Annotated in this window: 13 protein-coding genes; 5 read left to right on the forward strand and 8 right to left on the reverse strand. The window is 52.4% G+C overall.

Annotated elements, in window-relative coordinates; translation table 11 throughout:
- Nucleotides 1–503 precede the first annotated feature (503 nt).
- The 5 genes from RIB44_14280 to RIB44_14300 all read left to right on the forward strand — a co-directional run bounded on the left by RIB44_14280 (nucleotide 504) and on the right by RIB44_14300 (nucleotide 11,736).
- Complete coding sequence (locus RIB44_14280; protein MEQ8617736.1) at nucleotides 504–836, forward strand: hypothetical protein; 333 nt, start codon at nucleotides 504–506, stop codon at nucleotides 834–836.
- 4 nt (nucleotides 837–840) lie between these two features.
- Complete coding sequence (gene mobF, locus RIB44_14285; protein MEQ8617737.1) at nucleotides 841–4,134, forward strand: MobF family relaxase; 3,294 nt, start codon at nucleotides 841–843, stop codon at nucleotides 4,132–4,134.
- Nucleotides 4,135–4,144: 10 nt separating this feature from the next.
- Complete coding sequence (locus RIB44_14290; GenBank protein MEQ8617738.1) at nucleotides 4,145–6,616, forward strand: type IV secretion system DNA-binding domain-containing protein; 2,472 nt, start codon at nucleotides 4,145–4,147, stop codon at nucleotides 6,614–6,616.
- Nucleotides 6,617–6,675: 59 nt separating this feature from the next.
- Entirely contained in the window at nucleotides 6,676–7,191 is a 516-nt protein-coding gene (locus RIB44_14295) for a hypothetical protein (GenBank protein ID MEQ8617739.1), read from the forward strand.
- Between the two features lie 156 nt (nucleotides 7,192–7,347).
- A complete protein-coding gene (locus tag RIB44_14300; protein ID MEQ8617740.1) occupies nucleotides 7,348–11,736 on the forward strand; it encodes a strawberry notch family protein in 4,389 nt (1,462 codons plus the stop codon).
- A gap of 414 nt (nucleotides 11,737–12,150) precedes the next feature.
- Here the strand turns inward: RIB44_14300 and RIB44_14305 are convergent, their stop codons facing one another.
- From RIB44_14305 to RIB44_14340, 8 genes are all read right to left on the reverse strand, one after another.
- Complete coding sequence (locus tag RIB44_14305; protein ID MEQ8617741.1) at nucleotides 12,151–14,283, reverse strand: heavy metal translocating P-type ATPase; 2,133 nt, start codon at nucleotides 14,281–14,283, stop codon at nucleotides 12,151–12,153.
- Nucleotides 14,284–14,671: 388 nt separating this feature from the next.
- Nucleotides 14,672–15,187: a hypothetical protein gene (locus RIB44_14310; protein ID MEQ8617742.1), complete on the reverse strand. Its 516-nt coding sequence runs from the start codon at nucleotides 15,185–15,187 to the stop codon at nucleotides 14,672–14,674.
- 56 nt (nucleotides 15,188–15,243) lie between these two features.
- On the reverse strand, nucleotides 15,244–18,444 hold the full coding sequence (locus RIB44_14315; GenBank protein ID MEQ8617743.1) for an efflux RND transporter permease subunit: 3,201 nt from the start codon (nucleotides 18,442–18,444) through the stop codon (nucleotides 15,244–15,246).
- Nucleotides 18,445–18,464: 20 nt separating this feature from the next.
- Nucleotides 18,465–19,844 carry an efflux RND transporter periplasmic adaptor subunit gene (locus RIB44_14320; GenBank protein ID MEQ8617744.1) on the reverse strand — a complete coding sequence of 460 codons (1,380 nt, stop codon included), beginning with the start codon at nucleotides 19,842–19,844 and terminating at the stop codon, nucleotides 18,465–18,467.
- A gap of 718 nt (nucleotides 19,845–20,562) precedes the next feature.
- A complete protein-coding gene (locus tag RIB44_14325) occupies nucleotides 20,563–21,933 on the reverse strand; it encodes a TolC family protein (protein ID MEQ8617745.1) in 1,371 nt (456 codons plus the stop codon).
- Nucleotides 21,934–21,979: 46 nt separating this feature from the next.
- Nucleotides 21,980–23,122 carry an ABC transporter permease gene (locus RIB44_14330; protein MEQ8617746.1) on the reverse strand — a complete coding sequence of 381 codons (1,143 nt, stop codon included), beginning with the start codon at nucleotides 23,120–23,122 and terminating at the stop codon, nucleotides 21,980–21,982.
- Nucleotides 23,123–23,124: 2 nt separating this feature from the next.
- Complete coding sequence (locus RIB44_14335) at nucleotides 23,125–23,835, reverse strand: ABC transporter ATP-binding protein (GenBank protein ID MEQ8617747.1); 711 nt, start codon at nucleotides 23,833–23,835, stop codon at nucleotides 23,125–23,127.
- Nucleotides 23,836–23,854: 19 nt separating this feature from the next.
- On the reverse strand, nucleotides 23,855–25,477 hold the full coding sequence (locus RIB44_14340) for an HlyD family efflux transporter periplasmic adaptor subunit (GenBank protein MEQ8617748.1): 1,623 nt from the start codon (nucleotides 25,475–25,477) through the stop codon (nucleotides 23,855–23,857).
- Nucleotides 25,478–25,494 lie beyond the last annotated feature (17 nt).

Here is a 25,494-nt window from a genome sequence, read left to right on the forward strand (position 1 = left end):
GTCGCCTTGCCTCTCGCCTACCTTCTCATCATCTCAAAGCCACAACCAAGCTCAACCTATCTTCTGTCGTCAACTCAACCTCAATTACTATCCCGCTCTCAAAACGAGACGCATCGACATTCCGGTTGTAGAAGCCAGAGATTCCTTGCTAATCGAACGCTAGCGGTTCACTCTATTCACCTAGCAAATCCAATCGCCTATGGAATCGAGGCCCGGGATCGAATCCGCTCGCTTCGCTCTCTCCATCTCACCCAGGCCTCTCTTACTGGGCACACCTGATCACCTCCGGTGGACGGTCCCTTTGTAGACGCTCGGCTTATTAGCCGCACGCTTTCCTTGAAAAACAGCCCCGCAGAGCGTCTACAAGTCTGTCTACGCTATGCTGAGCAATCGCCCTAAGTCCTTACGGGCAGACTTGTTGACGCGTATACACTTCATTGAGCATTGAGAGCCTGCTAAATTGACTGCTATCCCGCCCCTATTTGCAGGAATCAGTTCTCCCGATGGCAGCAAGGCAACAACGCGACGAATCCGCACCGGTCAGTTTCCGGCTCGACTCGCTCTACAAGCAGATGCTAGAGGAGCGTTCGGAGCCTGGTGTGAGTCTGCACATGGCCGCCAGGAATCTCTTGATGGAGGCTCTGGAACGGCAAGCCGGAGACGATTTTGACATCAAGGCGATGGCTAGCCAGATTGCTCAGCTAGCTCTTGAGGTTCAGGAACTTCGAACTGATGTTGCTGTCGCTGTCCAGGCTTTGCTCGTTGCTTCCGGCAGGGTCACGAGCGAGGAAGCGAAGCTTTGGGTGGACAAGACGCTCTTTCAGAAGCAGGAGTGAACGCTTGCTCTCCATTAGTCCCATCGCCGACCTTGAGTACTACCTTGAGCTTGCAACAGAGGACTACTTTCTAAATGGAGGCGAGCCCCCAGGCCTTTGGGTTGGAGGTGGAAGAGCCGACATTGGCGTTTCAGGAAAAATAGACAAAGGTGATTTTAGGAGCATCTTCGGTGGCTTTCGCCCTGGAGGGAAAGATAAGCTCGTCCAGAATGCCGGGAAGAAAGGCCGTCGTCCAGGCTTTGACCACACGTTCTCCGCTCCAAAAAGTGTCAGCGTCATTTGGGCTGATGCTGACCGGGAAGTAAGGGAGACAATTCAGCAGCTCCAGCAATTAGCCGTTGAATCCGCCCTGGCTCATCTTGAGCGCCACCTTGCGTTCTGTCGCACTGGGAAAGCTGGCTCTGGAAGCCTAGAGCCAGCCAAGATCATTGCGGCAACGTTTGAGCACGGAACGAGTCGAGCTGAAGACCCTCAGCTTCATACTCATGCCCTGATTGCTAACGTTGGGTTTGATAAGGAAGGCAATTCCCGCTCGCTTTTCAGTCTTCCGCTCTTTGACAGCAAAAAGCTACTTGGGGCCTACTACCGGGCTGAGCTAGCTCGGCTACTTGAGGAAACTTTTGGCCTCAGGATGAAACGCTACGGCGACTCTTTTGATGTCGTTGGCGTCGCAAAAGAGCTAAGCGATCACTTCTCAAAACGCAGGAAGGAGGTGCTGGCTGCCGTCGGAAAAGACGCTACGGCCAAAGAAAGCCTCTACGCAAATCTGGAAACGCGCCGGAATAAGGAAAACGTGCCACCTAGGTCAGTGCTCTTTGAGCGTTGGCAAGCAGAGATTGCAGAGCTTAGGGCTGCCGACAAAACGATTGCTGATTGCTCAGTAAAGAACCTTGGAGGGAAGCCTCCGCGAGACACCGGCAGTCAAATGGCCTCTGCCATCGACGAGGCTCTAAAAGCGGCGCTCAAGACAACGTCGCACTTCAGCAAGGAAGACTTTCTGTTTCAAGCTCTGTGCGCTGCTCCAGAGAAAGCACTCGCACCAGGGGATGTCGTTAGTGCAGCTGTAGATTTTCTTCGAGACAGCGAAGAGATAGTAAGGCTTGATTTGCCAGACGGCTCTTATCGCTTCACGAGCAAAGCCATGCTTCAAAAAGAAAAGCAGTTGCTTGATGACGCTTTTGAGTTGCTTCAAACCGAGGGGGCCAGCGTTCCAGACGACCTAAGGGAAGACACGCTCAGTCGCCACTCAAAGCTAACTTCTGAGCAACGACTCGCAGTCGATGAGCTACTACAATCGAACAATTCGCTTCGTTTTCTTCACGGAATGGCAGGGACTGGAAAAACAAGCTACGTACTCCGGGCGTGTGTTGAAGCGTGGAAAAAACAGGGCTACGAAGTTATTGGGGCCGCTCCAACTGGACGAGCGTCAATTGAGCTCGCTGACAGCGTTGGAATTGAAACGAGTACTCTTCATTCAATGTTCGCTGACTTTGATCCGGAATGGGGCTTTAAGGCGAAGCACCACATAAAGCAGTTCGCTCGGGCCATGAAAGGAAAGCGAACCTATCGATACAAAAAGCCAGCGCCAAGGCGACTAAACGCACGCCAAGTGCTCATCGTTGACGAATCGGGCATGGTGAACCTTCGCCACAACCAGATGCTTTTTGACGAGATTAAGCGAAGCGGGGCAACCATTCTTTTCACTGGCGACCCTTATCAGCTTTCCCCTGTTGAAGGTACAGCTCCATTTTTAGCTTTATCTGAGCGCTGTGGCTACTCAAAGCTTGAAGACATTCAGCGACAAGTTGAAGGATGGGCTCGCGATGCTGCTCGCTATTTCGCAAAGGGGCAGCCCGGAAAGGCACTTGCACTCTATGAAAAGCGGAACCAAATCCGAGTGAGCGACACCAAAGACGCAGCGATTCAGCAGATGGTACTTGATTGGACGGGCGAAGGGCTTACTACTCCTGAGAAAGCTGTAATTCTTTGCTCCACCAATGCTGATTGTGAGGTGGCCAATCAGCTATGCCAGAAAAAGGCACTCGATGCTGGGTGGCTTCGGGCTAGTCAGTGCATAACGGTCAAAGATGACCAAGGATTTGGTCGAAGCTCTGAAGCTGACATCCATGTTCACGACCGTGTTCAGTTCACACAGAACTCAACGAAATACGGTGTTGAGAACGGCACCCTAGGTGTAGTCATCGCGATGGATGCCATCGCAAAGAAGCTAGCCATTAGGCTAGATAACGGAAAAACGGTTCGGATTCCGCTAAAACGCTACTCCAATATTCGCCTCGGCTACGCTCTAACCACGTACAAGGCACAAGGTGCAACTGTCGACCATGCCTATGTGCTTGCAGGGGGAAGAATGCAAGACCTTCCAACGACCTACGTGCAGGCGACAAGAGCGAGGCTTAGGACGACCTTCTACGGGCAAAAAAGCCACTTCGATGAGTGCATGGACAATATCGAGGAGTCACCGCTCGCTCAGCAGATGGCAACTCGCCCTGACCTCTCCATGGCCGCAGATTTACTGCAACCTCCGGATGCAACGAGTGATAGCAAAGACGAGGTACTTAGCACGCTCGTTGGTGACTATCTCAAAGCAAATGCAAAACTCGATTGCAATACGCTTATTCTTACGAGGACTAGCGTTGAAGCTGAAGAGCTAAACAAGCTGTGTCACGAACGCTTGGCTCATGAATCTGCGTCCGTTCTTGAGTCGGCCAATGGGCTAAGACTGGTTCCAGGAGATCGCATCACGTTCAATCAGCCGCCCTACATGGAGACTCGAATCAAACGAGGTGAGCGAGGAAAAGTGGTTAGTGTTGATGAGCAATCAGGCTTTATTCGTGTTGCCTTTGATGAACACAAAATGCTCATCAAGGAAGAAGCGATGCAGCTTGAAGCCAAGCGGCTTGACCTCGCTCGTGCTCATGCCTTAACTCAAGCACAAGCAAAGCAATCCGCAAGTAACGTCGAAGAAATCTACAACTACCAAACCTCTCAAGATCGACCAATAACGCAAGGCTTTGACACTCAGCAATACGCTCAAAGCGGTGGCACTCACTACACTTGCAATAACGCCAGTAGCTGGCAGCCCTTCTCTGTTCAAACATCTACTTGGGCGGATGATTACACAAAGCAGTACAATTACTTGTATCAAGGAGCGGGCTCAAACCACTTGCAGCAGCAGATGTATAACTCAAACCAGCAGTTTAATACCTTCACACAGCAATCAACGCAAACCCAGTACCAAGCGATAACGCAAACCAACGCTTGGGGCCAAGCGTACTAAAAGGTGCATAATGAGCAACTACCTGTTGAACCACGCAAGGCTTGGCAATCCGCACTTCTGGCATCACTACACGGGTGTCTCGCTTAAGTCAGCGATCACTATCGCGAAGACTTTCCCAACGTATTGGTTACATCAGCATAGTCACTCTACGAATAACCTGCATTTTCAGTACGATGAAATCGCTGCTGCCTGGGACGCGCTTAGCTGGGCCTTCGATAACGAAGAGCTGAAACGTATTTGCGAGGGAATATCGAAAGCTAAATCAGTACTAATTGACCTGGAGAAATACTTAGAACGAATTGATCGCGGGGCTGCCGATAGCCAAGACGCTCACAATGACTACGTTCATGCACTCCACAAGGCTCAAGACTCATGGGTAGAGACGTTCAATGCAGAACAACGCCGCTGGGTCGAGGAGAACAAGTGGGAGCTAGTTTACAAAGTACCGGGTAGTGAATGGTTTCCTTTCGTAAACAATGGGGCTTCAGTAACGAGTGGCGCCCCCCTAGTAAGCCAGAACTCACTAATGCAAATCTATGGCATTAGAGGTGACGCTACACTTGACCATTTACGCTTCGGCGCGCTGCTTCTCCCTTATGAGGAGGCTCGGAAAGCGCATTTTTGCATTGTCGGAATGCCGAGGAGTGGGAAAACCGTAACGATTCGACTTTTGATTGAAAGTCTTGGGACACATAGAAAGAAAGAGCAGCAGAAAGTCAGGTTCGTCACCTACGACCGAAAGGGCGAGCTTTATCCGATACTCCAAGGAGTTCCAAGACATCCGGCATACAAAGATCGTCCCCCAGGCACCTTCTTGCTCAATCCCTTCGACAAAAGAGGCGTTGCCTGGGACATTGCAGCCGATGCTAATTCGCTACACTTTGCGCGCGAAATAGCAAAGATTCTTATCCCGTCAACAGGCCACGAGAAGCCTTACTTTGTCAACGCTCCACGAGAGTTACTCGCAGCGGCCATCATGTCGCTTAGAGAAGTGAGAGGAAAACTCTGGACGTTGATGGACCTCCTTATCGCGTGCAAGCCAGCAAACCTCCAAGCGGTGCTCTCAAAAAGTCCTACTGGTCGAGACGCCATTGAAAGCTATCTTCGCTCACCGCACGGTTCCTCAGCCGACATCCTTTCCACGCTTGCAACCTACCTTGCTCCGCTTCAGCCAATTGCAGCAGCATGGGATAAGACCTCAGCCATGCTCAGTATTCGCGACTGGGCTGCTAAGAGTTCAGACAGCATTGTGCTTTCAGATAGCGAGAAGCACTCGCTTGCAATGCGATCGATCAACCAGGTACTGATTCAGTTAATAAGCGAGTGCTTGCTTGACTCCCAAGTCGAAAAGCCTCGCGAAACCTTCCTGATACTCGACGAGTTGCAAAACATTGGCCGCATTCCATCACTTCCCGTACTCCTCAGCACAGGTGCAAGCCTTGGCGTCACAGTAGTCCTTGGACTACACGACTTAACAGCACTCAACAACGTCTACGGTGAAGACACAGAGGGGCTTCTTGGTATGTGTGGGCATTTTGCGTTTCTTCGCGTAAATGCAAGTAAGACCGCCTCCTGGGCATCGGATCAGTTCGGGCAACTTGAGCTTCGAAGCCTCAGAACAACACGCACAACCAATCCTGGACTAAAAGAAACTGACTCTAGTCGCGAAGGTAAGTCAGTCTCAGTCCATGAGGAATCAAAGCCCGCTGTTTCGGCTGACGAAATTCGAGGCCTTCCTCTAGCTTCGACTGAAAACGGATTGCACGGTTTTTTTAAGAGCTACCTTCATCCTCCATACCGAGCAGATCTCCCTGGCAAGGTGCTCTTCACGCACGCTGATCCTGCAACAGATACTTCAATCAGTCTTTTTCATCGCATGCAACTCGTCAAGCGGCCTGAGGTAGGAAACTTGAATGTGGCACAGCTTCGTCTCCGTGATTCGATGCTTGAGACTTTCATCCCCCGTCCAGAGAGTGATCTTCAGCCCCGAGAGTACTTTTTGCCTTTGGAGGCTAATTCAGAGATCGCAGGTCTCGCTCCCCATCAAGAGAACGTTGCTGACGGCGACTATCAAAGAGATATCTTCATGGATGTTACTAATGATTACCTATCATCCATTCCAATCGCTCGTTGGCATACCTCGTACCAGTACATGAAGAAGATTGGCCCGGAGAGCTATGACCTAGTCGCCTTTCCTCAGGCGTTTAGCCCTCGTTTCTGTCGGTTTGCTATCGTCCCGGAGGATGCGAATTCACTTCCGGGTATCAAGCCACTGGAAACGGCTTTCCCGCACAAGTCCGATAATGGAGGGAGTGGCACGATGGACCGCGAATCTGAAGATGCGACATCTGGCGAGCGTGGCGGCGAATCAAGTATCGTTGGAAGCAGTGATCAGAAAACTAAAGAGAATCCAGACACCGGGCCATCGAATCGAAAGAGTGTCGCCGCTGACCTCTTCGGCATTAAGCGTCCACCGCGCTAAATAGTTGGTCGCTGAAAGCACTGCTTATCACTAAGCATGGCATCACTGAGTTATATGCTATGGACATCACAAAATGGCTTATCGCTTACTCTGACGAACCAGGCCGCTACTACGTTGTGTGCCTTGAGCATCCCCGCTGGTACTACATTATGGACCATGTAGAGAGTGACCAAGGCTGCGAAATTCAGACAAGAAGCTTTGGCTCTCTTGCAAGCGGTATTGGCCCTGAGGAGTGCTTCAACGAGGATTTCGCTGAAGCAGCTTACGGAGCGTTCGTTAGCGTTCTAGAGTGGTTTTCGCCGCTACCGGTATGTTCGGATGAGAGCGATCCCCTGCCTGCTCCTCGCTGGATATTCGGTACAGCTCCAGAGCTTTCTCGTGATGGGAGAAAGCTGTTGGCATTTCGGACAGACCATCCACAACACCTTCCTGCCCTGTTCGCATTCGACGACGACGGCTACTTCTGTGACATAGAATCCACTGTTGACGATTTTTCTCTTGAGGCACAAGAAGCCTTTCAACTCTGGACAGGTGCAAACGATAATGAGCCATCCCGCCTTCGTTTTATGCCATAAGTAGTGCTGCTTGGAACAAAGCAAAGAACAGTCTATCTCTTCATTAGAGAAATGTCTCAGGCTCCCCTCTTATGAAACGGCTGACACGAATTTTAGCATATCACCGCTTTCTCACTCAGTGCATTGCTTGCTACGAGTGGGTTTGTGGAGTAAGTAATGCCAAATGCAGTAGTCAAAGTAAGCCGTATATGTAGTAAGGAGAATCAGAGAGCTTCGTCAGAAAAGCAGATGTTGCTGGACTTCGATGCAGCACCTAAGCTTCCGCCAAGGCCAGAGGCTCCCAGAGATACTTCCCCTGTCAGTCAGCTAGCTCTTCGGTTTTCAGCGCTTCTCGCTCAAGACACGACCGTTAACTTCACTAATCCAGCAGTTGAGCTGCTCGCTGTTGAGTTCTTCGGCTCGCGAGCTGGTCATGCTAGGGATACTTACGATGCTGTTGAAGCGGGTTTCAATCTCTATGTTCGACAGGCTGAACTTGACCTAGAGAATCCAGAGAGCGTCATAGCCTGGCTAAGCGATGCCGAAAAGCGGCTTCCAAGGCAGAGTAAACGTGATGAGCGGCAAATTGAGCTGCAGCAGTTCAGCACGCCTCCAACGCTTGCCTACGTTCTCTCAAAAGTGGCTGCAATTCAAGCAGAGCAATCGGTCCTTGAGCCAAGTGCTGGTACAGGCAACATCGCTGTGTTCGCGAAACTAGCTGGTGGCGACGTCACAGCCAATGAGATTGACGACAGACGCCTTGGCCTGCTTCGTCTTCAAGGCTATCAACCTACGAGTGTCGATGCAGAGAGGCTCGACAACCTGCTACCAGCAGGTGCATTGTTTGATGTCGTTACAATGAACCCGCCATTCTCAGCAACCGGCGGGAGAGTCAACGGGCACAGCACAGCCTTTGGTGCTCGGCACGTTGAGCAAGCTCTGCTTCGCCTCAAGCCAGGAGGAAGGCTAGTTGCGATCGTTGGCCGTGGGATGGGCCTTGAGCGGCCAACGATGCGTAACTGGTGGACCCGCATTGGAAAACGTTTTAACGTGCGGGCCAACATTGGTTTGGACGGGCGGCACTACGGCAAGTTTGGAACAACATTCGATCAGCAGCTCATTGTTCTCGACAACACCGGGCCAACCAAGAGCATTGATAAGGTAATAACCGGCGGTGGGCTTAGTCCGTTTGAGGCATACGAAACGCTCAAACATCTCGCAACGGAAAACATCAGAGAGCAAACGGCGACGATGATTCCAAGGGGTGTGGCAACTTCTGCCATACCTAAAATGTCAAGGAAGCTTACGGGGGCAAGGACACTCTTTGATGAGGAGCCAGTACAAGCAGTTGTCGAGCCTGCGGCGACCATTCCAGACTCAGTGGGGCAGCTTGATACGAACGCCAAGGCTGAGCTTGTTGACGTTGAAGAGGGATCGGTCTTTGCCGCTTATCGCGTCCAAAAAGCGGTCGTTCAGGGCTCTCACCCTCATCCAGCGAACGTGGTTGAGTCGACGGCGATGGCCTGCGTTGAACCACCGGCTGTTACCTATCAGCATCACTTGCCAAAAGAAGTAATTGCTGAATCGCGAGTGTCAAACATTCAGATTGAGGACGTAATTTACGCTGGACAAGCAACCAGCGTTTTGCTTTCTGACGGTAGCCGCAAAGGCCATTGGAACGGTGACGGCACGGGAATCGGAAAAGGGCGAGAACTCTATGCATTCATCTTCAACGAGTATGCTCAAGGCAGAACCCGTCACGTCCACATTTCAGCCACGCATCAGCTATGCACCGATGCTGAGCGTGACCGTGACGCTTTGGGTTTGCCGCTTCCCCTCATCCATCAGGCGAAGCTAAAGCCAGACGATGCCATCCTCGCTGACCAAGGTGTCGTGTTCTCGACCTACACCATGTTAAGCAATGATTTCGGAGGCGGCAGGCGACGCTTCAAGCAACTAACTGAATGGCTAGGCGATGACTTCGATGGCGTCATCGCATTCGATGAAGCTCACTTAATGAAGAATGCTGCTGCAACCCCGCATGGTGGTAAAGCTACGGTTGATCGCGGGACGCTTCGTGGAAATATGGGAATCGCTCTACAACGAATGTTTCCTGACGCTCGTGTTCGATACTTCTCAGCTACGGGAGCTACCGAAGCCCGTCACATGGCACCCTATGAGCGACTTGGACTCTGGGGACCAGGGGCACCTTTCGCAAGCTTTCAGTCTTTTCTGATTGCTATGGAACAAGGGGGTGTTGCCGCAATGGAAATGCTCTGTCGCGACCTTAAAAGTGTTGGAACGTATCTTTCTCGAACCATCAGCTACGGTCCAAGTAGAGAGCCTGACGGTTCCGTCGCTCCTAATTCGGCAGTTGAGTATGAGCCGCTTTTACATCGCCTCTCAGAAGCTGAGCGTCGTCAGTACGACAGTATCGCTGATCTTTGGTCAGAGATTCTGTTTGCTTTTGAGGGGGCTGAAGGTAACGCCAATGAAAAGCGAAACGGACATCGCTATTCTCAGTTCTACTCTGCTCAACAACGATTCTTTCTCCAGCTGATGATGGCCTACACCCTCCCCGACCTAATTCCAGCTATCGAAAATGACTTAGCTTCTGGGCGATCCATTGTGCTTAGTCTCTTCAATACTGGAGAATCTCAAACCGAGCGAAAAGTACAGCAAGCTCGTGCTTCTGGTATTGATCTTTCAGAGCTAGACGCAACGCCGCGAGAGATGATTGTGCAGCTCGTCCAAAACCATTTCCCGATTCATCAGTTCATCGAGAAAACTGACCCAGTAACAGGAAATGTCGTACGCGTTCGAGTTGAAGACGAGGACGGCAATCCTGAGATCAATCGCGAGAACCAACGCCAGCAGGAAGCGCTGCTGGACAAGATTGCTGACCTTGACTTCCCACAGAATCCGCTTGACGCCATCATTTCCCACTTTGGAGTTGAGAACGTCGCTGAAATCAGTGGGAGAAGCCATCGCTTTGAACACGGGAAGTACGTCAGGCGAAAGCTTCGCGGTGTATCTCGTAGAGAACTCAATGCACACGAGACAAAACTCTTCCAGAACGGCGAGAAGCGGATTGCGATTATCTCCGGAGCTGGTTCCACAGGAATCAGCACCCATGCCGACAGACACGCTAAGAACCAAGACCGAAGGGTCTTTTACGCCTTTCAGCTTTCGTGGTCAGCAGACCAGCAGATGCAAGCCTTTGGTCGCGTGCATCGCTCAAATCAATCGTCTGCACCAATCGTTCGACTCGTCCTCGTCGATCTGGCTGGGCAAAAACGACTTGTCAATTCCGTCTCAAAGCGGCTCGCAGCACTCGGAGCACTCACTAAAGGCGAGCGGCACTCTCTTTCGAGTGATCTCTTTCGCCCCGAGGACGTAACGGATCATTTTGGGAAAAGTGCTCTTTCAAAGCTCTATCGAGAGGTGCAGCTAAACGAACACCTGGAAGCTGGCCTGAGTCTTAGCACCCTTGACCGCATGGGCGTGCTCAACAGTGAAAGATCAGCCGTCCGCGACAGCTACGCGTCTAACGTTGAGCAATTTCTAAACCGCATCATGGTGCTCCACGTTGTAGACCAGAATAGAATCTTTGACCTCTTCTATGAGCGGTATCAGCGATCAGTCGAAGCAGCCAAACGGCAGGGCTCGTTTGACTTTGGCGTTGAGGAAGTCAGGGCAACAAAGCTTCGTCAAGTCGGTGAGCCAGAAGTGCTCTTCACTGACCCAGCCTCAGGTGCTGAAACAAAGCTCCATGAGCTTGAAGGCCAAGTTAAGGTTCTTCGGAACTCGTTTACTGTTGCAGTATCTGATGCGAAGCTTGGCTTTTTTCAGAACCTAAAAAGCGGTCGCTTATACGCCGTAGCTCCTCATTGGAGCGATGAGCGAAACGACCTATCGCTTACTTCAGTAAGGGGCCAAGCTCGCTCAATTGAACGCAGCGAGCTCGTGGCAAAGTATCGTGAAGTCGAGAAATTCGATGCCAAGCAGTGGTGGGACGCTGAGTTTGAGCGAACTCCAAGCACTGAATCACGTAAGTTCTATGTGCTTAGCGGGGCTATCTTTCCCATTTACGATAAGGTGATGGGGCGAACCGGAATTCAGACGGCGAAGATTGCTCGGGCAAGACTTGCTGACGGATCATCGCTCGTAGGACTCAGGCTGAATTCTCAAGACGTTCCGCAAGTGAAAGAACGTCTTGGAATCGGTACTCCCCTCGCCGCTGCCTCGATTGAAGAGCTAACTGAGCTGGTAGCCGGAGGTTCAACGCTTGAGCTTGATAACGGGTGGAGACTTCGACGTGCTATGATCTCAGGCGACAGAGTGATCGAGCTTGTTCTAAGCGGTGTACCAGCTAATCGCGATGAGCTTCGAGGTTATGGCCTCATAGAGGAAAGCATTCACTTTAAGCGTCGTTGGTTCGTCTTGATAGAAGATGCAAAACCCGTACTAGAAAAGCTCTTGATGATACGAAAGGCAGTGCGAAATACGATCGAATTTGATTCGCTTGTTCCGGGAATGAAGCAGCCTAAGAAAGCAGTCTCCTAAAAACGAGACAACGCTGAGGCTCGCTTCATTCACCCTTTCCTCTGGCTTACATAATCCGGTCAGTCATCTTCTCTTGTAGCCCTTGCTTCTGGGGGCACCAAAGAAACGGTCAAAAAAAGCATGCAGCAAGCTCTTGAATCCTCTACCTCAAGCTCAAAGGTTCCAGGGATCGAACAGGCCTGATTTTATTCTACAATCCGCCGGGGACTAGCTAGCGTCCACACAGTACACTCGATAGGCATCGCTGTGAATTTTTCAAGCCGCGCCAAGGCATTCCGAGAACCTTCAAAGTGTTTTCACTGGGCCATCAAGCAACAACAGGATAGATACGTCTGCTCGGACGCAGCATCACATTGGTAGCATAAAAAGATTGCAGATAGGCAAATCCTCATTTTGCAACATAGAACTTAGTTCTCACGATTTGAGCAGACGCAAGCCATTCCCAATAACGAGCAGGGACGCTCCCATATCAGCAGCTATTGCGGCCCATAGTGATGCGAAACCAGCAAATGTCAGAACCACGAATAGCACCTTGATGGCGAGCGAAAAGATAATGTTTTGACGAATTACTCGCAGGGTGCGACGTGAATGGTGAATTAACCAAGGCAGCTTTGAGAGATCGTCAGACATTAACGCGATGTCAGCCGTTTCAATGGCAGCGTCACTTCCGGCAGCTCCCATCGCAAGACCAAGAGATGCACGAGCCAGTGCCGGTGCGTCGTTAACGCCGTCGCCGATCATTGCAACGTGTTTGTGTCGTTTGACTAGCCGCTCGATGGCAGTCACTTTGTCTTCAGGAAGTAACTCTGCATGAACTTCGTCAATGCCTGCTTCCCTAGCGATCGCTTTGGCCGTGCCTTCGTTGTCACCGGTCAGCATCACGAGTTGCTCGACACCCGCTTCGTGAAGTTGGGCAATCGCGTTACGGGTTTCTTTGCGAATGGCATCCGCCAGTGTGATGAATCCACAAACGTGCTCATTGTTTCCAATTACAACGACGGTCCGTCCGGCTTCCTGCATGGACTCCAATTGCTCGTGAATCTCAGGAGTTTCCTGCCCACGTTCTTCCAAGAAGCGATGCGAACCCAGCCAAAAGGGCTTGCCGTTAAGGATTCCCGCTGCCCCCTTGCCTTGAATGGTTTCGAACTTGTCGGCTGGGACGAGTTGCAGGTTTCGGTTTTTGGCTTCTTCAACAATCGCACGAGCCAAGGGATGGTTGTTGTTTAGTTCTAATGCACCGGCTCTCATCAGAAGTTCCGCGTCGTCATGTCCGTTCATCGGTACTACGTCAACAACTGCCGGTTCCCCCCGTGTCAATGTGCCGGTCTTATCCATCGCTATGGCCTTTAATCGAGCGGGGATTTCAATAAATACTCCCCCCTTAATGAGAACGCCGTTGCGAGCAGCAGCAGCCAAGGCAGCTACGACACTCACAGGTGTTGAAATCACGAGTGCACATGGGCACGCGATTACCAGCAATACGAGCGAGCGGTAGAGCCATTCGGACCACTCACCTCCGAAAGCCAGCGTTGGAATCACCAGCATCAGTAAGGCAACAATCATAACTACGGGTGTATAGATGGCTGCGAACTTCTCCACCCATTTCTCCGATGGAGCACGCTTGGAGCCTGCGTCACCGACCATTTTGATGATGCGAGCAAGCGTCGTATCAGCAGCAGCTTTGGTTGTTTTGATCTCTAACAGGCCGTCTCCATTTATGGTTCCGGCGAACACTTCATCACCAGCTTCCTTATCTGCCGGCACGCTTTCTCCGGTAATAGGTGCTTGATTCACGCCGCTGATGCCACGAATGACTCGCCCATCAAGCGGCATTTTCTCACCTGGACGAACAACAACCGTAGATCCAACAGGGACATCCGCTGGAGGTACGTCCTTAACTTCACCCGCTTCATCCTGCAGATGAGCGGTCGGCGGTGACAAGTCCATCAATGAAGCAATGGCTCGGCGTGCTCGGGCTACACTCCATGACTCAAGCAGTAGTGAGAACGAAAACAGGAAAGCAACTGCTGAACCCTCGAACCATTCGCCGATAAGTACCGCCCCCACAACTGCGATAGACATCAAGAGGTTCATATCAGGACGAACTGAAACGAACGACCGCCAAGCCTTCGGGAGGACCATCACCAGACCAGCGATGATGCCAGCGAGATAAAAAACGATGGCCAGTAAAGAAACAGTCTCGTCCGCTTTGCTGAGCGTCAGTTGCAATCCCAAACCGATCGCACCGGCCACGCCACTAGTCGTAGTTAGGATTGCACGTTGGTTGCGTTTCCAAAACGTCAAATCGCTGTCGCTCTTTGGATCATCGCCCCATACTTCGGCACGCAAACCGGTACGCTCAATCGCTGCCCAGATCTTCTCGATTGGTACATCGACCCCTTGAAGGTCAACGGTCAGTTTACCGTTGAGTAAATCAAACGCTAATCGCTCATCTCTACCCAACAACGGCACTAACTCTCTCTTGAGAATCCCGACTTCTTCGGCACAATCCATCCCATGAATACGTAGTTGAATTTCTTGTGACATTATTTCTTCCTACACGTGCATTCTCTTTTCACAGACATCTTGGCAAAACGACCGTAGTCATTACCATCATCACAGACGCCTCGCTCTATCTCTAATGCATATCATTTCTTTAGCACCGTTAGGTAGCGTCTATCGAGTGACTCGATCAGCATCACAACAGGCTTATCGTGAGACGATTTCGGCAATCTTCACATGCGAAATAAGCACTCCCGTTGTTTCCGATTGATTAGCCGGATTGTTGTGCCGAGTCTGGATGCAGTGCATTGTTGGCAAGTCGTTGCGTTTAGTGAATTAAAACAACGGGAAAGCGAGTGCAGTAGCGAGCAGGGGCAAGTCACCACAGTCTCGCTTTCCCGTCCTAATCAACCATCCATCAAGCGTTAGACAACTAATGATCATGACCTTCGTGATCGTGATCGTGTTCAATGGCTCCCCGATACTGCTTCCCGCCAATCGAAACCACCAACTGGGCTTGGACACCCTCGTGGTCAAGTTCTTCCACCAGTTCAGCATCGCTTGAGACAAACTTCGATGCTCTACCAGGAGGATCACCAACGTCAGAGGTGGCAAGCAGCTCGAATTGCTCAGCTTCGCCATCGTGGCTCAGGTTGATTTGCAGTTGCTTGCTATCAACCGGTACGGCTGCTATAGCCGCCGAATCAAGTAGATAGATTGTGACCGTCCCCGCCGCATCATCATGTACTAGTTCGGCGTGGTATTCCTCGCTACCGAGTTCGATCAGACTACCGTGGTGCGGACCCTCGGAGGGATGGTCATGTCTATCCGCCGCAGTCGAGGGGCTAGTCGCAGTAGGGCTGCTCTCTCCGCAACCCATTGCGGCAACTAGGGTGAGGCTAAGCGTCGTCAACGCAAGTTGACGACATAATTGAAATGCACTCTTCATCGGACGTTTCCTTTCAGTGAAAATGTTGCGTCACGCGACGCCTAACGGGACAAGTGTTATGTGGCCGCACTGGTGGAGGTGGCGGCAAGTTCATCCTCTTCGATTAGTTCCACACGCTCTTTCGATGACTCGACCACTGCCCGCGCGGCGTTCAAGCCTGCTGTCCAAAACAGAGCGGGTCGGACGAGAAATTCCAGCAGCGTACTTGTAATCAGCCCCCCAATAATGACAGTCGCCACAGGGTAGAGAATCTCTTTACCTGGCTCGCCCGCCGAAAGTGCCAATGGTACGAGCCCAATGCCAGAGGTAAGCGCGGTCATCAACACGGGAGCTAATCGATCTTTTCCAGCATGGACCACCATATCGCGGGTCCACCCTTCTCCTTCGTATTTCACAAGGTGCAAGTAGTGGTTAATGAGCAGGATGCCGTTGCGAGACGCAATGCCGCATAAGGAAATAAATCCGACCATGCTGGCAATCGTGAGTGTCTGCCCTGTGAGGTAGAGTGCGGCGACGCTGCCAATGAAGGCCATCGGCAGGGCCACCATCACTTGCAAAGCCAGGTTGGCTGACTGGAACATTTTGTAAAGCACAAGAAACATGCCAACCAGTGAGGCGGCAAAGAGGACGGCAATCGTTCGAGACGCCGACTGCTGGCTCTCAAATTGTCCGCTGTACTCAACGAAGTATCCTGTGGCTAGCTCTGCTACAATCGGTTTAAGACGTTGCTTGATATCCTCGACCACATCGACCAGCCCGCGGCCCGACACATTGCACTGCACGACGATGCGACGACGCACCTGTTCTCGGTTGATCGTGTTGGGACCACCCGCTTTGTAGATACGGGCGACATCTTCCAGCTTCACCCGACCACCGTCTGGCAGGTCGATTTGCAATCGTTTCAGCGAGGCCAAGTCTTCCCGGAATTCCTCGCCTAAGCGGACTAGCAAGTCAAAAGTGCGCTGGCCGTTAAGCACTTGAGAAACGACCTCGCCTTGCATAGCTGTTTCAACGAATTCATTGACGTCGGAACGACGCAGACCGAAGGTTTTTAGCTTTCGACTATCCGCCTCAATACGTAGCTGCGGAATGATGACCTGCTGCTCGACTTGCAGATCGCGTACCCCTTCGACATTCTGAATTGCCGCCTCCATGCCCTGAGCTTGACGACGCAGCTCATTTAAGTCGTCACCGTAGAGTTTGATGGCGACTTGCGCTTTGACGCCTGAGAGCATATGCGAGATCAAATGGGCAAGCGGCTGTTCGACGGCAGTGACAATCCCAGGAATGTCGGCCAAGGCTTCGTTAATCTCTTCGATGATTTCTTCCCTTGACCGCTCAGAGTGTGGATCGACTGAGGCGATGATTTCGGTGACATTGACCCCTTCGGCATGTTCGTCCAACTCCGCACGGCCCGTTTTGCGAACAAACGCAGTAAGGTCCTCCAGTTGAGCTAGTCTTTGCTCAACTCGCAGTGCAACCTCGTTGGAAGTCGCTAGCGATGTTCCAGGTGGCATCAGCACATTGACTTGCACTGCCCCTTCATTGAACGGCGGCAAGAAATCACTTTCTAGTTGGATTACTGCCCAGCCAGCGACCACCACGGTAAGAGCGGCAACTGCGAGGATCAGCCATGACAGCCGCAAGCTAAGCCGAATTACCACATCGGCAAGACGCTTCAATCCGCGAAGCAGCAAGCCATCCTTTTCTTCCTGGGCATTCCCTTTACCTTGCAATAGCAAGTAACTAAGCACCGGAGTGACGGTAAGTGAAACAAGGAGCGATGAGACAATCGAGACGATGTAGGATATTCCTAGCGGAGTAAACAACCGCCCTTCCATTCCCGACAGGGCAAACAACGGCACGAAGACGAGTACAACGATGATCGTCCCGTAGACAATCGAGTTGCGAATCTCCACGCTCGCCTGAAAGACCACTAACAACGGGTGCTTTGGGTTATCGCTCTGGCGATTCTCGCGGAGCCGACGAAAGATGTTCTCGACATCGACAATCGCGTCATCCACCAGTTCGCCGATCGCGACCGCAATACCCCCGAGGGTCATCGTATTGACTGAGAGGCCGAAGGCGGCAAATACGAGCGCTGTGATGACGATCGATAATGGAATGGCCGTGAGTGTGATGAGCGTAGTGCGGAGGTTCATCAGGAACAGAAAGAGGATAACGACCACTAAAATTGCCCCGTCGCGGAGTGCCTCTACGACATTTTCTACAGCCAGATCGATAAACTCCTTCTGCTGATAGAGTTCAGGGAGAACATGTACATCGTCCCGCAGCGTCGGCTCCATTTCCTTAAGTGCTTTGATAACACGCGCGGTCACATCTCGCGTGTCAGCCTGTGGCTGCTTGAGAATGGTAAGTGCGACGGCGGGGCCGCCAACCATCTCGCCGCTTTCGTTTCTGGCGTAGGCAGAACTGTCGCCCCGCTTGACTTGCGGCCCTTCGACAATCTTGGCGACTTGGGAGAGTGTGATCGACTGTCGCTCACGCTGCTTTACGACAATGTCGCCAATTTCCTCAATCGAGGTTACGCGGCCCAAGGAACGGACCAAGAATTCGCTCGGCCCTTGCTCATCGAGATATCCGCCCGCTGTGTTTTGGTTGCTATCTTCGATGGCCTGTTTGATTTCATGCAAAGTGACGCCGAAGCGAAGCATGGAGTCGGGATCGACAAGCACTTGGAACTGTTTGCGGTCGCCGCCCATCACAATCACCTGCGACACACCGGGGATTGTGAGTAGCCGTTGTCTGACCGTCCAATCGGCAAGCGTTCGCAGTTCAATTGGCGTAGTCTCTTCACCTGCGGTCATGCCGAGGATCATGATTTGCCCCATGATCGACGAAATGGGCATCAATTGAGGTCTTACGCCCGGCGGGAGCGTTTCGGTGGCCAAGGCCATCCGTTCGGCGACGATTTGGCGGTCGTTGTAGATGTCAGTGCCCCAATCAAACTCGACATACACGACCGACAGCCCAATTCCTGAAGAAGTCCGCACGGCTTGCACCCCGGTTGCTCCGTTGAGAACCGTCTCAATCGGAAACGTCACCAGTGTTTCGACTTCCTCCGGAGCCATACCGGGAGCCTCAGTCATTACCACCACGCGGGGTCGATTGAGGTTGGGAAACACGTCGATTGGCAATTGGGCAGCTTGCCAACCACCGTAGCCCAGCAGGAATAGCGAACCCGCTATGATTAACAGGCGGTTATGCAGCGAGAATCGTATGATAGCGTTCAGCATAGGAGTTATCCTTCGCGGGCTTAATGGTTATGCCCAGCGTGCGGATCGACCCCGCCGCCAGCTTGGTTCTTGAGAGCCAGATGCATCTGATACGCCCCGCTACCGGCAATCACATCGCCAGGAAACAGCTCACCGTCATTAGCGATGACAATGGCGTTCCGGTCGCGATGGACTACATGTACGGGGACCTGATCGAAATGGTCGCCATTTTGTCGGTAGACATACGACTCTGCTCCGTCATCGACGACTGCCGTCGTGGGAACAACCAGTTGGTTTTCCCAGGTTTCGATCGGTACGCTAACTTCCAGACGCTGGCCAGGCTTGTAGACCCACTCGATGAATCGTTTACCATCCGGAAGAGTCTTGTCGAGCGCCACTTCGTTTGGCAGACTCAAATAAATCTTGAATGCCCGCGATACACGATCGATTTGATCAGCGACATAAAGTATTTCAAGTCCGTTAATGAGTCCGCTCTTAGAGTTGCTTGAGACTAAGTTAGCTGTAACGTTCCTGTTCGCTCTCGCTGCGGAACGAATAGCATCGGCATCGTCTTCGAAGGCAATCGCCTCAATATGTAATCGGCAGTGGTCAGAGAGCATTGCAAGCTCACGGCCAGCGTCAACCTGTTCCCCCTGAGCAGTGCCTAATTTCTGGACTTGAAACAGATGTTCACCTGAGCAAGACTCGCCTTCATCGGTGTGCTTTGGGGCACGGACAGTGATAGAACGAAAAAGGCGACGTGTTTTCAGGATATTTTGTACTTGCGGCTCAGTGATTCCGTGCAGACGCATTGCCTCTGACTCGGCGCGAAGGGATGCTTCAAGCTTTTGCTTTTCATATTTTTGCTCCAATATTCGTCGGCCAGCGACAACTCCCTCTCCGAGGCCTTCAAGACGTGCAATCTCACGGTTAACGATATCAAGGTTCTCAGCGGTACGAAGAAAATCTCGTTGTGCCGCTACGAGTTCTTCGTGAGTTAACCGCATATCAAACAATGGCTGCTCTGGTCCGACCGCTTCTCCGGGAACTGCGTGAATCGCAGTAACAACGCCAGTCAATGGCGATGTGATATGCAGCTGCGAACGTCCGGGCCGCTCCACTACTATCGCTGGCAAGCTAAGCTTCTTGACGAACTGTGTCGAAGTCACTTCGAATGGTTTGTAGCTAATGTTTCGTAGCGCGTTCGCACTCAACTCGATTGAAGCAGCTTCGTTGTGGCCGGCATGACTGTGATGGTCCTCCTCGCTGTTGAGCCGGTGTTCTGCTTTAGGCTCAGTCGTTGCTGATTGGAAGCCTGGAAGCCAGCGCTCACGTGTCAGTAAGGCTATCGCACCTAGGAGCAAGCAGACGAGGCCCGTTGTTACCACGCCAAACAAAGGTCGATTTGTTATAAAGTTCATAGGGAAATCTCCGCGATTAATCGCTAGCGCAGCAATACGCGCATAAAACATCTAGGGTTTTGGGACCGGGAACAACGCAAGGCTAAGTTGAAGAAGCCTTATCATCAGAGCAGAACCTGAGTGCACCGTGAGATGTACTAGCTCTGCAGCCCCGTAAAAAAGGGCTCAGATAAGAAGTACGCAATTCACCAAATGTGCGCGCACCGATGGCGCGAAAGACCATCCAGTTGCCGAATAGGCACCCTCACTATTACCGGAGGCGAACGTAGCGATCCGGGGTTCGTACGGAGTCCAGATGACACTCATTCCAAGCCCAGAGGCAAGCGAGCCTACATCTTGACGAACTTCTGGAGGAAGCCACTTACATTGTGGGTGCGAACATGAATGTTCCGGCGTACGAGAATCTTTAATGCAAGTACAGCCACCGTCATCAAGAGCCAGACTAGGCTGTTCTGTTCTATGATGATCGCAGGTGTGAAGCTCGGTCTCAGTACCATGGTGCGTACAAGTATGTCTCTTCGCAGCGTGCGCTTCATGGGCGCAACACCCGAATATCGCGTGGATTAAGATACAGCTCGCAGTAACAAGCGCGGTAAACTGAGACATTCCAAACACTAATTGATTATAAAAGAGACTGATAAGCTTATAGCACGAAGTTGTAATTGCCGTCTAGACAAGCACTTGGAGTACGACTGCCTTGGTGGCAACTAAGTAGCACCTAATTAAGACTCCCTTCAAGCAGTAGGCCATCGATCTGAAGGTAACTTCCCCAGAGAGCACCTAACGCATCTAAATAGGCCAGATTTGTTTGGGAAAATGTCTGCTGCGCTGCCAACAGGTCAAGATAGCCGATTTCTCCTTGCTTATAGCCCCGTTGAACCAGCTCAAGCGTCCGTCCTGCTAAGGGGAGAATGTCTGATGCATAGTTTTCGGCGGTAACTGTTGCATCGGTGTACCTGCGAAAGGCAGTAGATAGTCGCTGGTTTAGACTCAACATAACTCGATCTACATTCTTCTTTGCACCGCTGACCTCTGCTTGTGCTTGCTGGATACCGCCTTGATTACGATCCCACATTGGTAAGGGAACACTCAACTGTACACCAACGATGGTATCCTGTGTTGCATCGTCATACTGAACGCTAAGCTGCGTGTTGATGTCGGGGATTGCCTCCACAGTTGCGCGATCCAACGCATATCGCGTACGCTCAACCTCAGCCATCGCAATCGCTACTTCTGGGCTCTGTGTCTGGAGACGCTTTAGCTGCTCCTCCCAATCTAAAGACTGGGGTAGTTGACGTATGTCTCCGACAAGAGTTTGCGGAGCCAAATCAGGTCTGCCAACAACTGCCGCTAAGCCACGCCACGCTTGCCTTAGCGCGTTCTTACTCGTTCTAGCCATCGTTTGCGCATTCTTCAGTCGTACCTGAGTCTGCAGCAAACCAGCTACAGGAATTTCCTCGGCATTCAATAACGCACGAGAAGCATCAACTGTTTCAGTGGTTATGCGAACCAACTCCTCAGCTAGCTCTACACGTCTTTGGGCCAGTAAAGTGTTGTAGTAACCAGTGCGAACGTCGGTGCGAACTTTCTGAATTATTGCCGCCTGCTCTTGTTCCGCTTTGTGAATTTCGGCTCCGACTACAGCACGGTTCCTCTGGAGTTTCGAGGCAGTAATGATCTCCTGGCCGACGAAGCCTCCCTGCTGGCCAGACGCTCCGTCGTTGCCGATTTCGCCAGCGACGTAACCTACGGTCGGGTTCGGCGGCAATCCGACCTGCACCAGCTTGCCGCGGAGAGCTTGAACACGAGCTTCCGCCTGAGTAACCGATGGGTTGCTCGAGAAGGCTAGCTCTTCTAACACTGGCAGTGTTAAACCGCTATCCGAAAGTGCGGGACCAGCATCTATGGATTCTAGTTCGCTTAGACTGGGTGGCTGGAGCAACTCGGGAGTCAGAGGTTTTTCATAATCGACCTGCTTGATAGCTTGTGCAGCGAGCGCAACGTTTGGTTTATCGGGCTGCGGTGCACTTGCTGCACACCCAGAGAAGACGATAGCGAAAACGCCAAATAATGGTGACCATTTTGTCATCCTTGAACTCCCGTTACCGTGTATATTCGTCTGGAAAATCGACCTGCTACGCGTGTCGAAGCGCCTGAACGATTTCTGTATTCGATGCTTGCCATCCTGGAGCGATCCCTGCCAAAACCCCTACTCCTAATGCCACCCCAGCACCCTGGAGTGCGATCGCCAACGAGGGTTCAAAAGCTATCGTGACTCCCTCAGCAGCTACGGACATACCAGAAATTGACAGCAGTAGGATGCTGCCAAGCACGCCTATAATGCCACCGATTGTGCTTAGCAGCAAACTCTCAATCAGCACTAGTCGGAAGACCCGGAAAGGGCGCAAACCCAAAGTCTGAAGCACAGCATGTTCTTTGATGCGATCCTGCACAGACATTACCGTTGTGGTTGCAACGAGAGACAGCACCAAGCCAACGCATGCGTAGCCGAGCCAATGCACAAAGCCAATCAGTTCGGCAAGGTCCGCAAGGGTGTCGGCTTGGAACATCCCCTTAGTACGAGTGGTCGTGCCGACCGGACCAGCATAAAACTCTTGGTCAATTTGTTTTGCCATCGCCTCGGGGTCGGCAGTGTCGTTGAGATGCACTTCTAGCATGGTTACGGTGCCTACGTCGTTTGCTCCCCGTGCCCTCTGCAAAAACTCAAGCTGAGTGAAGATCAGGTTGTTCTCGGCGGCAGTGGGTGACTTGAACACGCCCTGCACGAGAACCGACACGTCGCCGATAGTAAACTTGTCACCAACGCTCAGGCCTCGGCGTGTGGCGACATCAATGCCAACAAGGGCGGCGTCGTCTTGGCCGGAGAAGGCTGACCAGTTACCCGACTGCAAATCAATATCCCTCCAAGCCTTCAGCTTTTCCGGCTGCACTCCCTGAAACACAATCGCATCAAGGCTGGCTCGGCAGTTGTTTGTAAATACTTTGACCGGTACGACATCTTGCACGCCCGGTAATTTCGCAATGGTACTTTCATAATCTTGCGGCAATCGACTACTTTGCGGGCAGAACCGATTCTCCTGAAAGACAATGAGCGTCCGCCCAGCGTCGTCACCAGAGGTCAGTGCGAGCAAGCCTTGCTGCACTGACCCAATGAAGCAGAACACCAGCAGCGCGACTGCCGTGCCACTGACGGTCAGGAGCGTCCGGGCACGATGCCGCCACAGGCTCTTGAAGACGTAAGGAATGAACTTGGACATGATTAAGCCGTTTGTAAATGAGCTGTTTGTAGTGCCTTGCCGTTCTCCATCAATCGGCCACGCTCCAACCGAATTTGCCGCCTCGCTCGCGCGCCCGCGCTAGCATCGTGGGTGACCATCAGAAGCGTCATGCCGAGTTCTTTATTGATCCGGCTTAGGAGAGTGAGAATCTGCTCGGTCGTCTCGTCATCAAGGCTACCCGTCGGTTCGTCGGCCACGACCACCGTAGGGTTGGCAACGATGGCCCGCGCAATACCTACCCGCTGTTCCTGGCCACCCGACATTTGCCGTGGGTAGTGAGTTGCTCGTGAAGTGAGGTCAACCGCTTCCATCGCAATTTCGACCCGTTTGCGACGCTCGGCGGCCGACATCGGCAGCAGCAAGAGCGGTAGCTCGACGTTTTCATAGGCGGTCAGCACAGGAATCAGATTGTGCGTCTGAAACACATAGCCGATGTGCCGTGCTCGCCAGTCGGCCAGCTTGCCACGTGAGAGTTTCGTGATGTCAGTATCTGCGACGACGATTTCGCCCGAAGTTGCTCGGTCAATGCCGGCAATTAGGTTGAGCAGCGTACTCTTGCCGGAGCCACTTGCTCCCATCAGAGAAATGTAGTCGCCTTCTTCAACCGTCAGGCTCACGCCATCCAGCGGGCGAATCGTTTCTTCGCCGTTCGCATATTCTTTGGTGACATTGGTGACTTGTACGAGTGACATATTTCTTGATCCTTTTGGGCTAGTTGTTTGCTGCGGTGCGAGTAGCGGGTTCGCTCGTTGTTAGTGAGCTGTTACTGCCCGAGAGAGTTCGATCTTCACCAGTGACGCGTATGCGTGTTCCCACGACGACGGATTCTCGTCCCGCGACGATCAACTTATCCGTTGGTGAAAGCCCGCTGGTCACTTCGACCAGTCCGCCGTCAGTTGTTCCACGGGCAATCTGAATAGCTTTCTGTTGGGCGATTCCCCTAGTGAGGTCGGCTACCCAGACTTGCGTACTTTGTTCGCCAGAGACGACAAGTGACTGCGGAATGAATAGCCGTAGCGGTGATTCGCCCTGCTCGTCGTCAACGACTGGTGAAGGCGGAGCAAGAAACGTCACCTTACCCAGCATTTCTGGCTTAATGACCGATGGGGGATCGCTAACCGCCACTTTGACTTGCAGCGTGTTTTTCTGGATGTCTGCGAAAGTAGTGACGGAAATCACTTCGCCTGCCAGTGGCGCTGAAACCGCTGCTGTTTCGATTTGCGTTGGCTGACCGATCTGTACTTGTGGCACGTCCTCAAGGCGAACATCTACCCGTACCTGCAAGTTCTGTGGGTCGTACAACCCAACGACGACGCTTGACCCCTGAGAGGCCGAAGAGCCAGCACCGGACAGCCACTGCCCCGGTCGAGCGTTTAAGCGAAGCACGCAGCCATCAATGGGTGAGCGGACAACCATTCGCTCTAGTTGTAACTCGGCGCCTTCGACGCGAAGGCGTGCTTGTGCGAGTTGCGCCATAGAAGACGCTAGATTCGCTTTGGCCTCGGCGACGGCCCGCGTCTCATTGGTCAATAGGCTAAGCTGTCTCTTGAGAGCGTCACGCTTATCGGCGAGTGACTGCGCTTGTGATTGAAGCCTTGGCTCGCGGGCAATCAGTTCCGCCACGACGTTCTCTGCGGCGGCCAGTTCGCTCCGAGCTTCACGCAAGACTCGCCCGGAAATCGCTTCTCCCGCCAACTCTTTACGCCGAACATTCTCTTTGGCTAGTTGCAGGCGTGATTTAGCCGTTTCGATCGCGAACGGCAAATTGCTCAAGGCGATCTCGGTTTCATTCAGCTTTGCCGCCGCATCCGCGAGTGCCGCTTGCAACTCGGTCGGTTGCGCGAGATTCGTCGTGGCAGCAGCAAGGGTCGCCTCTGCACGAGCTACTTCTGCCTCTTGCAATTCAAAAGCGGCCTTGGCTTCGGCGAGCGCTAACTTCGCATCGGTATCAATCAGAGTGGCGACTGGTTCACCTTGTTTAACGTGCTGGCCCTCAACGACCAACATTTCTTTTACGACTCCGGGAGCTAATGCAGACGCCATCGCCGGTGTCGGTCGAGGTTCGATCCAACCTGCTGCCTGAAACAGCGGCGTACCTTCCTGCTTAACTTCGGCTCGGCTCACGACGACCGGCGTAATCGTGATCGATTGGGCAGGCAAAAAACTGTCCCGAGCAGCCCAGCCAAACAGACTCACGAAGCCAATGAGGATGGCGAGAGGCAGGACGTATTTGGTGAACCACGAACGCTTGATGCGAACGCGCGTACCTTCTCCCGGTCCGCTGCGGTCAACAGCTAATCGGCTAAGATCAAGTTGTGATGATTGTTCGGACATGACTTGCGGATGCCTTT

Source organism: Lacipirellulaceae bacterium, from assembly GCA_040218535.1.
Lineage (GTDB): Bacteria > Planctomycetota > Planctomycetia > Pirellulales > Lacipirellulaceae > Adhaeretor.

What these genes read in the sequence shown, in the direction of transcription:
- RIB44_14280 (MEQ8617736.1), top strand. Translation starts at nt 504, where the DNA reads ATGGCAGCAAGGCAACAACGCGACGAATCCGCACCGGTCAGTTTCCGG.
- RIB44_14290 (MEQ8617738.1), top strand. Translation starts at nt 4,145, where the DNA reads ATGAGCAACTACCTGTTGAACCACGCAAGGCTTGGCAATCCGCACTTC.
- RIB44_14295 (MEQ8617739.1), top strand. Translation starts at nt 6,676, where the DNA reads ATGGACATCACAAAATGGCTTATCGCTTACTCTGACGAACCAGGCCGC.
- RIB44_14300 (MEQ8617740.1), top strand. Translation starts at nt 7,348, where the DNA reads ATGCCAAATGCAGTAGTCAAAGTAAGCCGTATATGTAGTAAGGAGAAT.
- RIB44_14305 (MEQ8617741.1), bottom strand. Translation starts at nt 14,283, where the DNA reads ATGTCACAAGAAATTCAACTACGTATTCATGGGATGGATTGTGCCGAA.
- RIB44_14310 (MEQ8617742.1), bottom strand. Translation starts at nt 15,187, where the DNA reads ATGAAGAGTGCATTTCAATTATGTCGTCAACTTGCGTTGACGACGCTT.
- RIB44_14315 (MEQ8617743.1), bottom strand. Translation starts at nt 18,444, where the DNA reads ATGCTGAACGCTATCATACGATTCTCGCTGCATAACCGCCTGTTAATC.
- RIB44_14320 (MEQ8617744.1), bottom strand. Translation starts at nt 19,844, where the DNA reads ATGAACTTTATAACAAATCGACCTTTGTTTGGCGTGGTAACAACGGGC.
- RIB44_14325 (MEQ8617745.1), bottom strand. Translation starts at nt 21,933, where the DNA reads ATGACAAAATGGTCACCATTATTTGGCGTTTTCGCTATCGTCTTCTCT.
- RIB44_14330 (MEQ8617746.1), bottom strand. Translation starts at nt 23,122, where the DNA reads ATGTCCAAGTTCATTCCTTACGTCTTCAAGAGCCTGTGGCGGCATCGT.
- RIB44_14335 (MEQ8617747.1), bottom strand. Translation starts at nt 23,835, where the DNA reads ATGTCACTCGTACAAGTCACCAATGTCACCAAAGAATATGCGAACGGC.
- RIB44_14340 (MEQ8617748.1), bottom strand. Translation starts at nt 25,477, where the DNA reads ATGTCCGAACAATCATCACAACTTGATCTTAGCCGATTAGCTGTTGAC.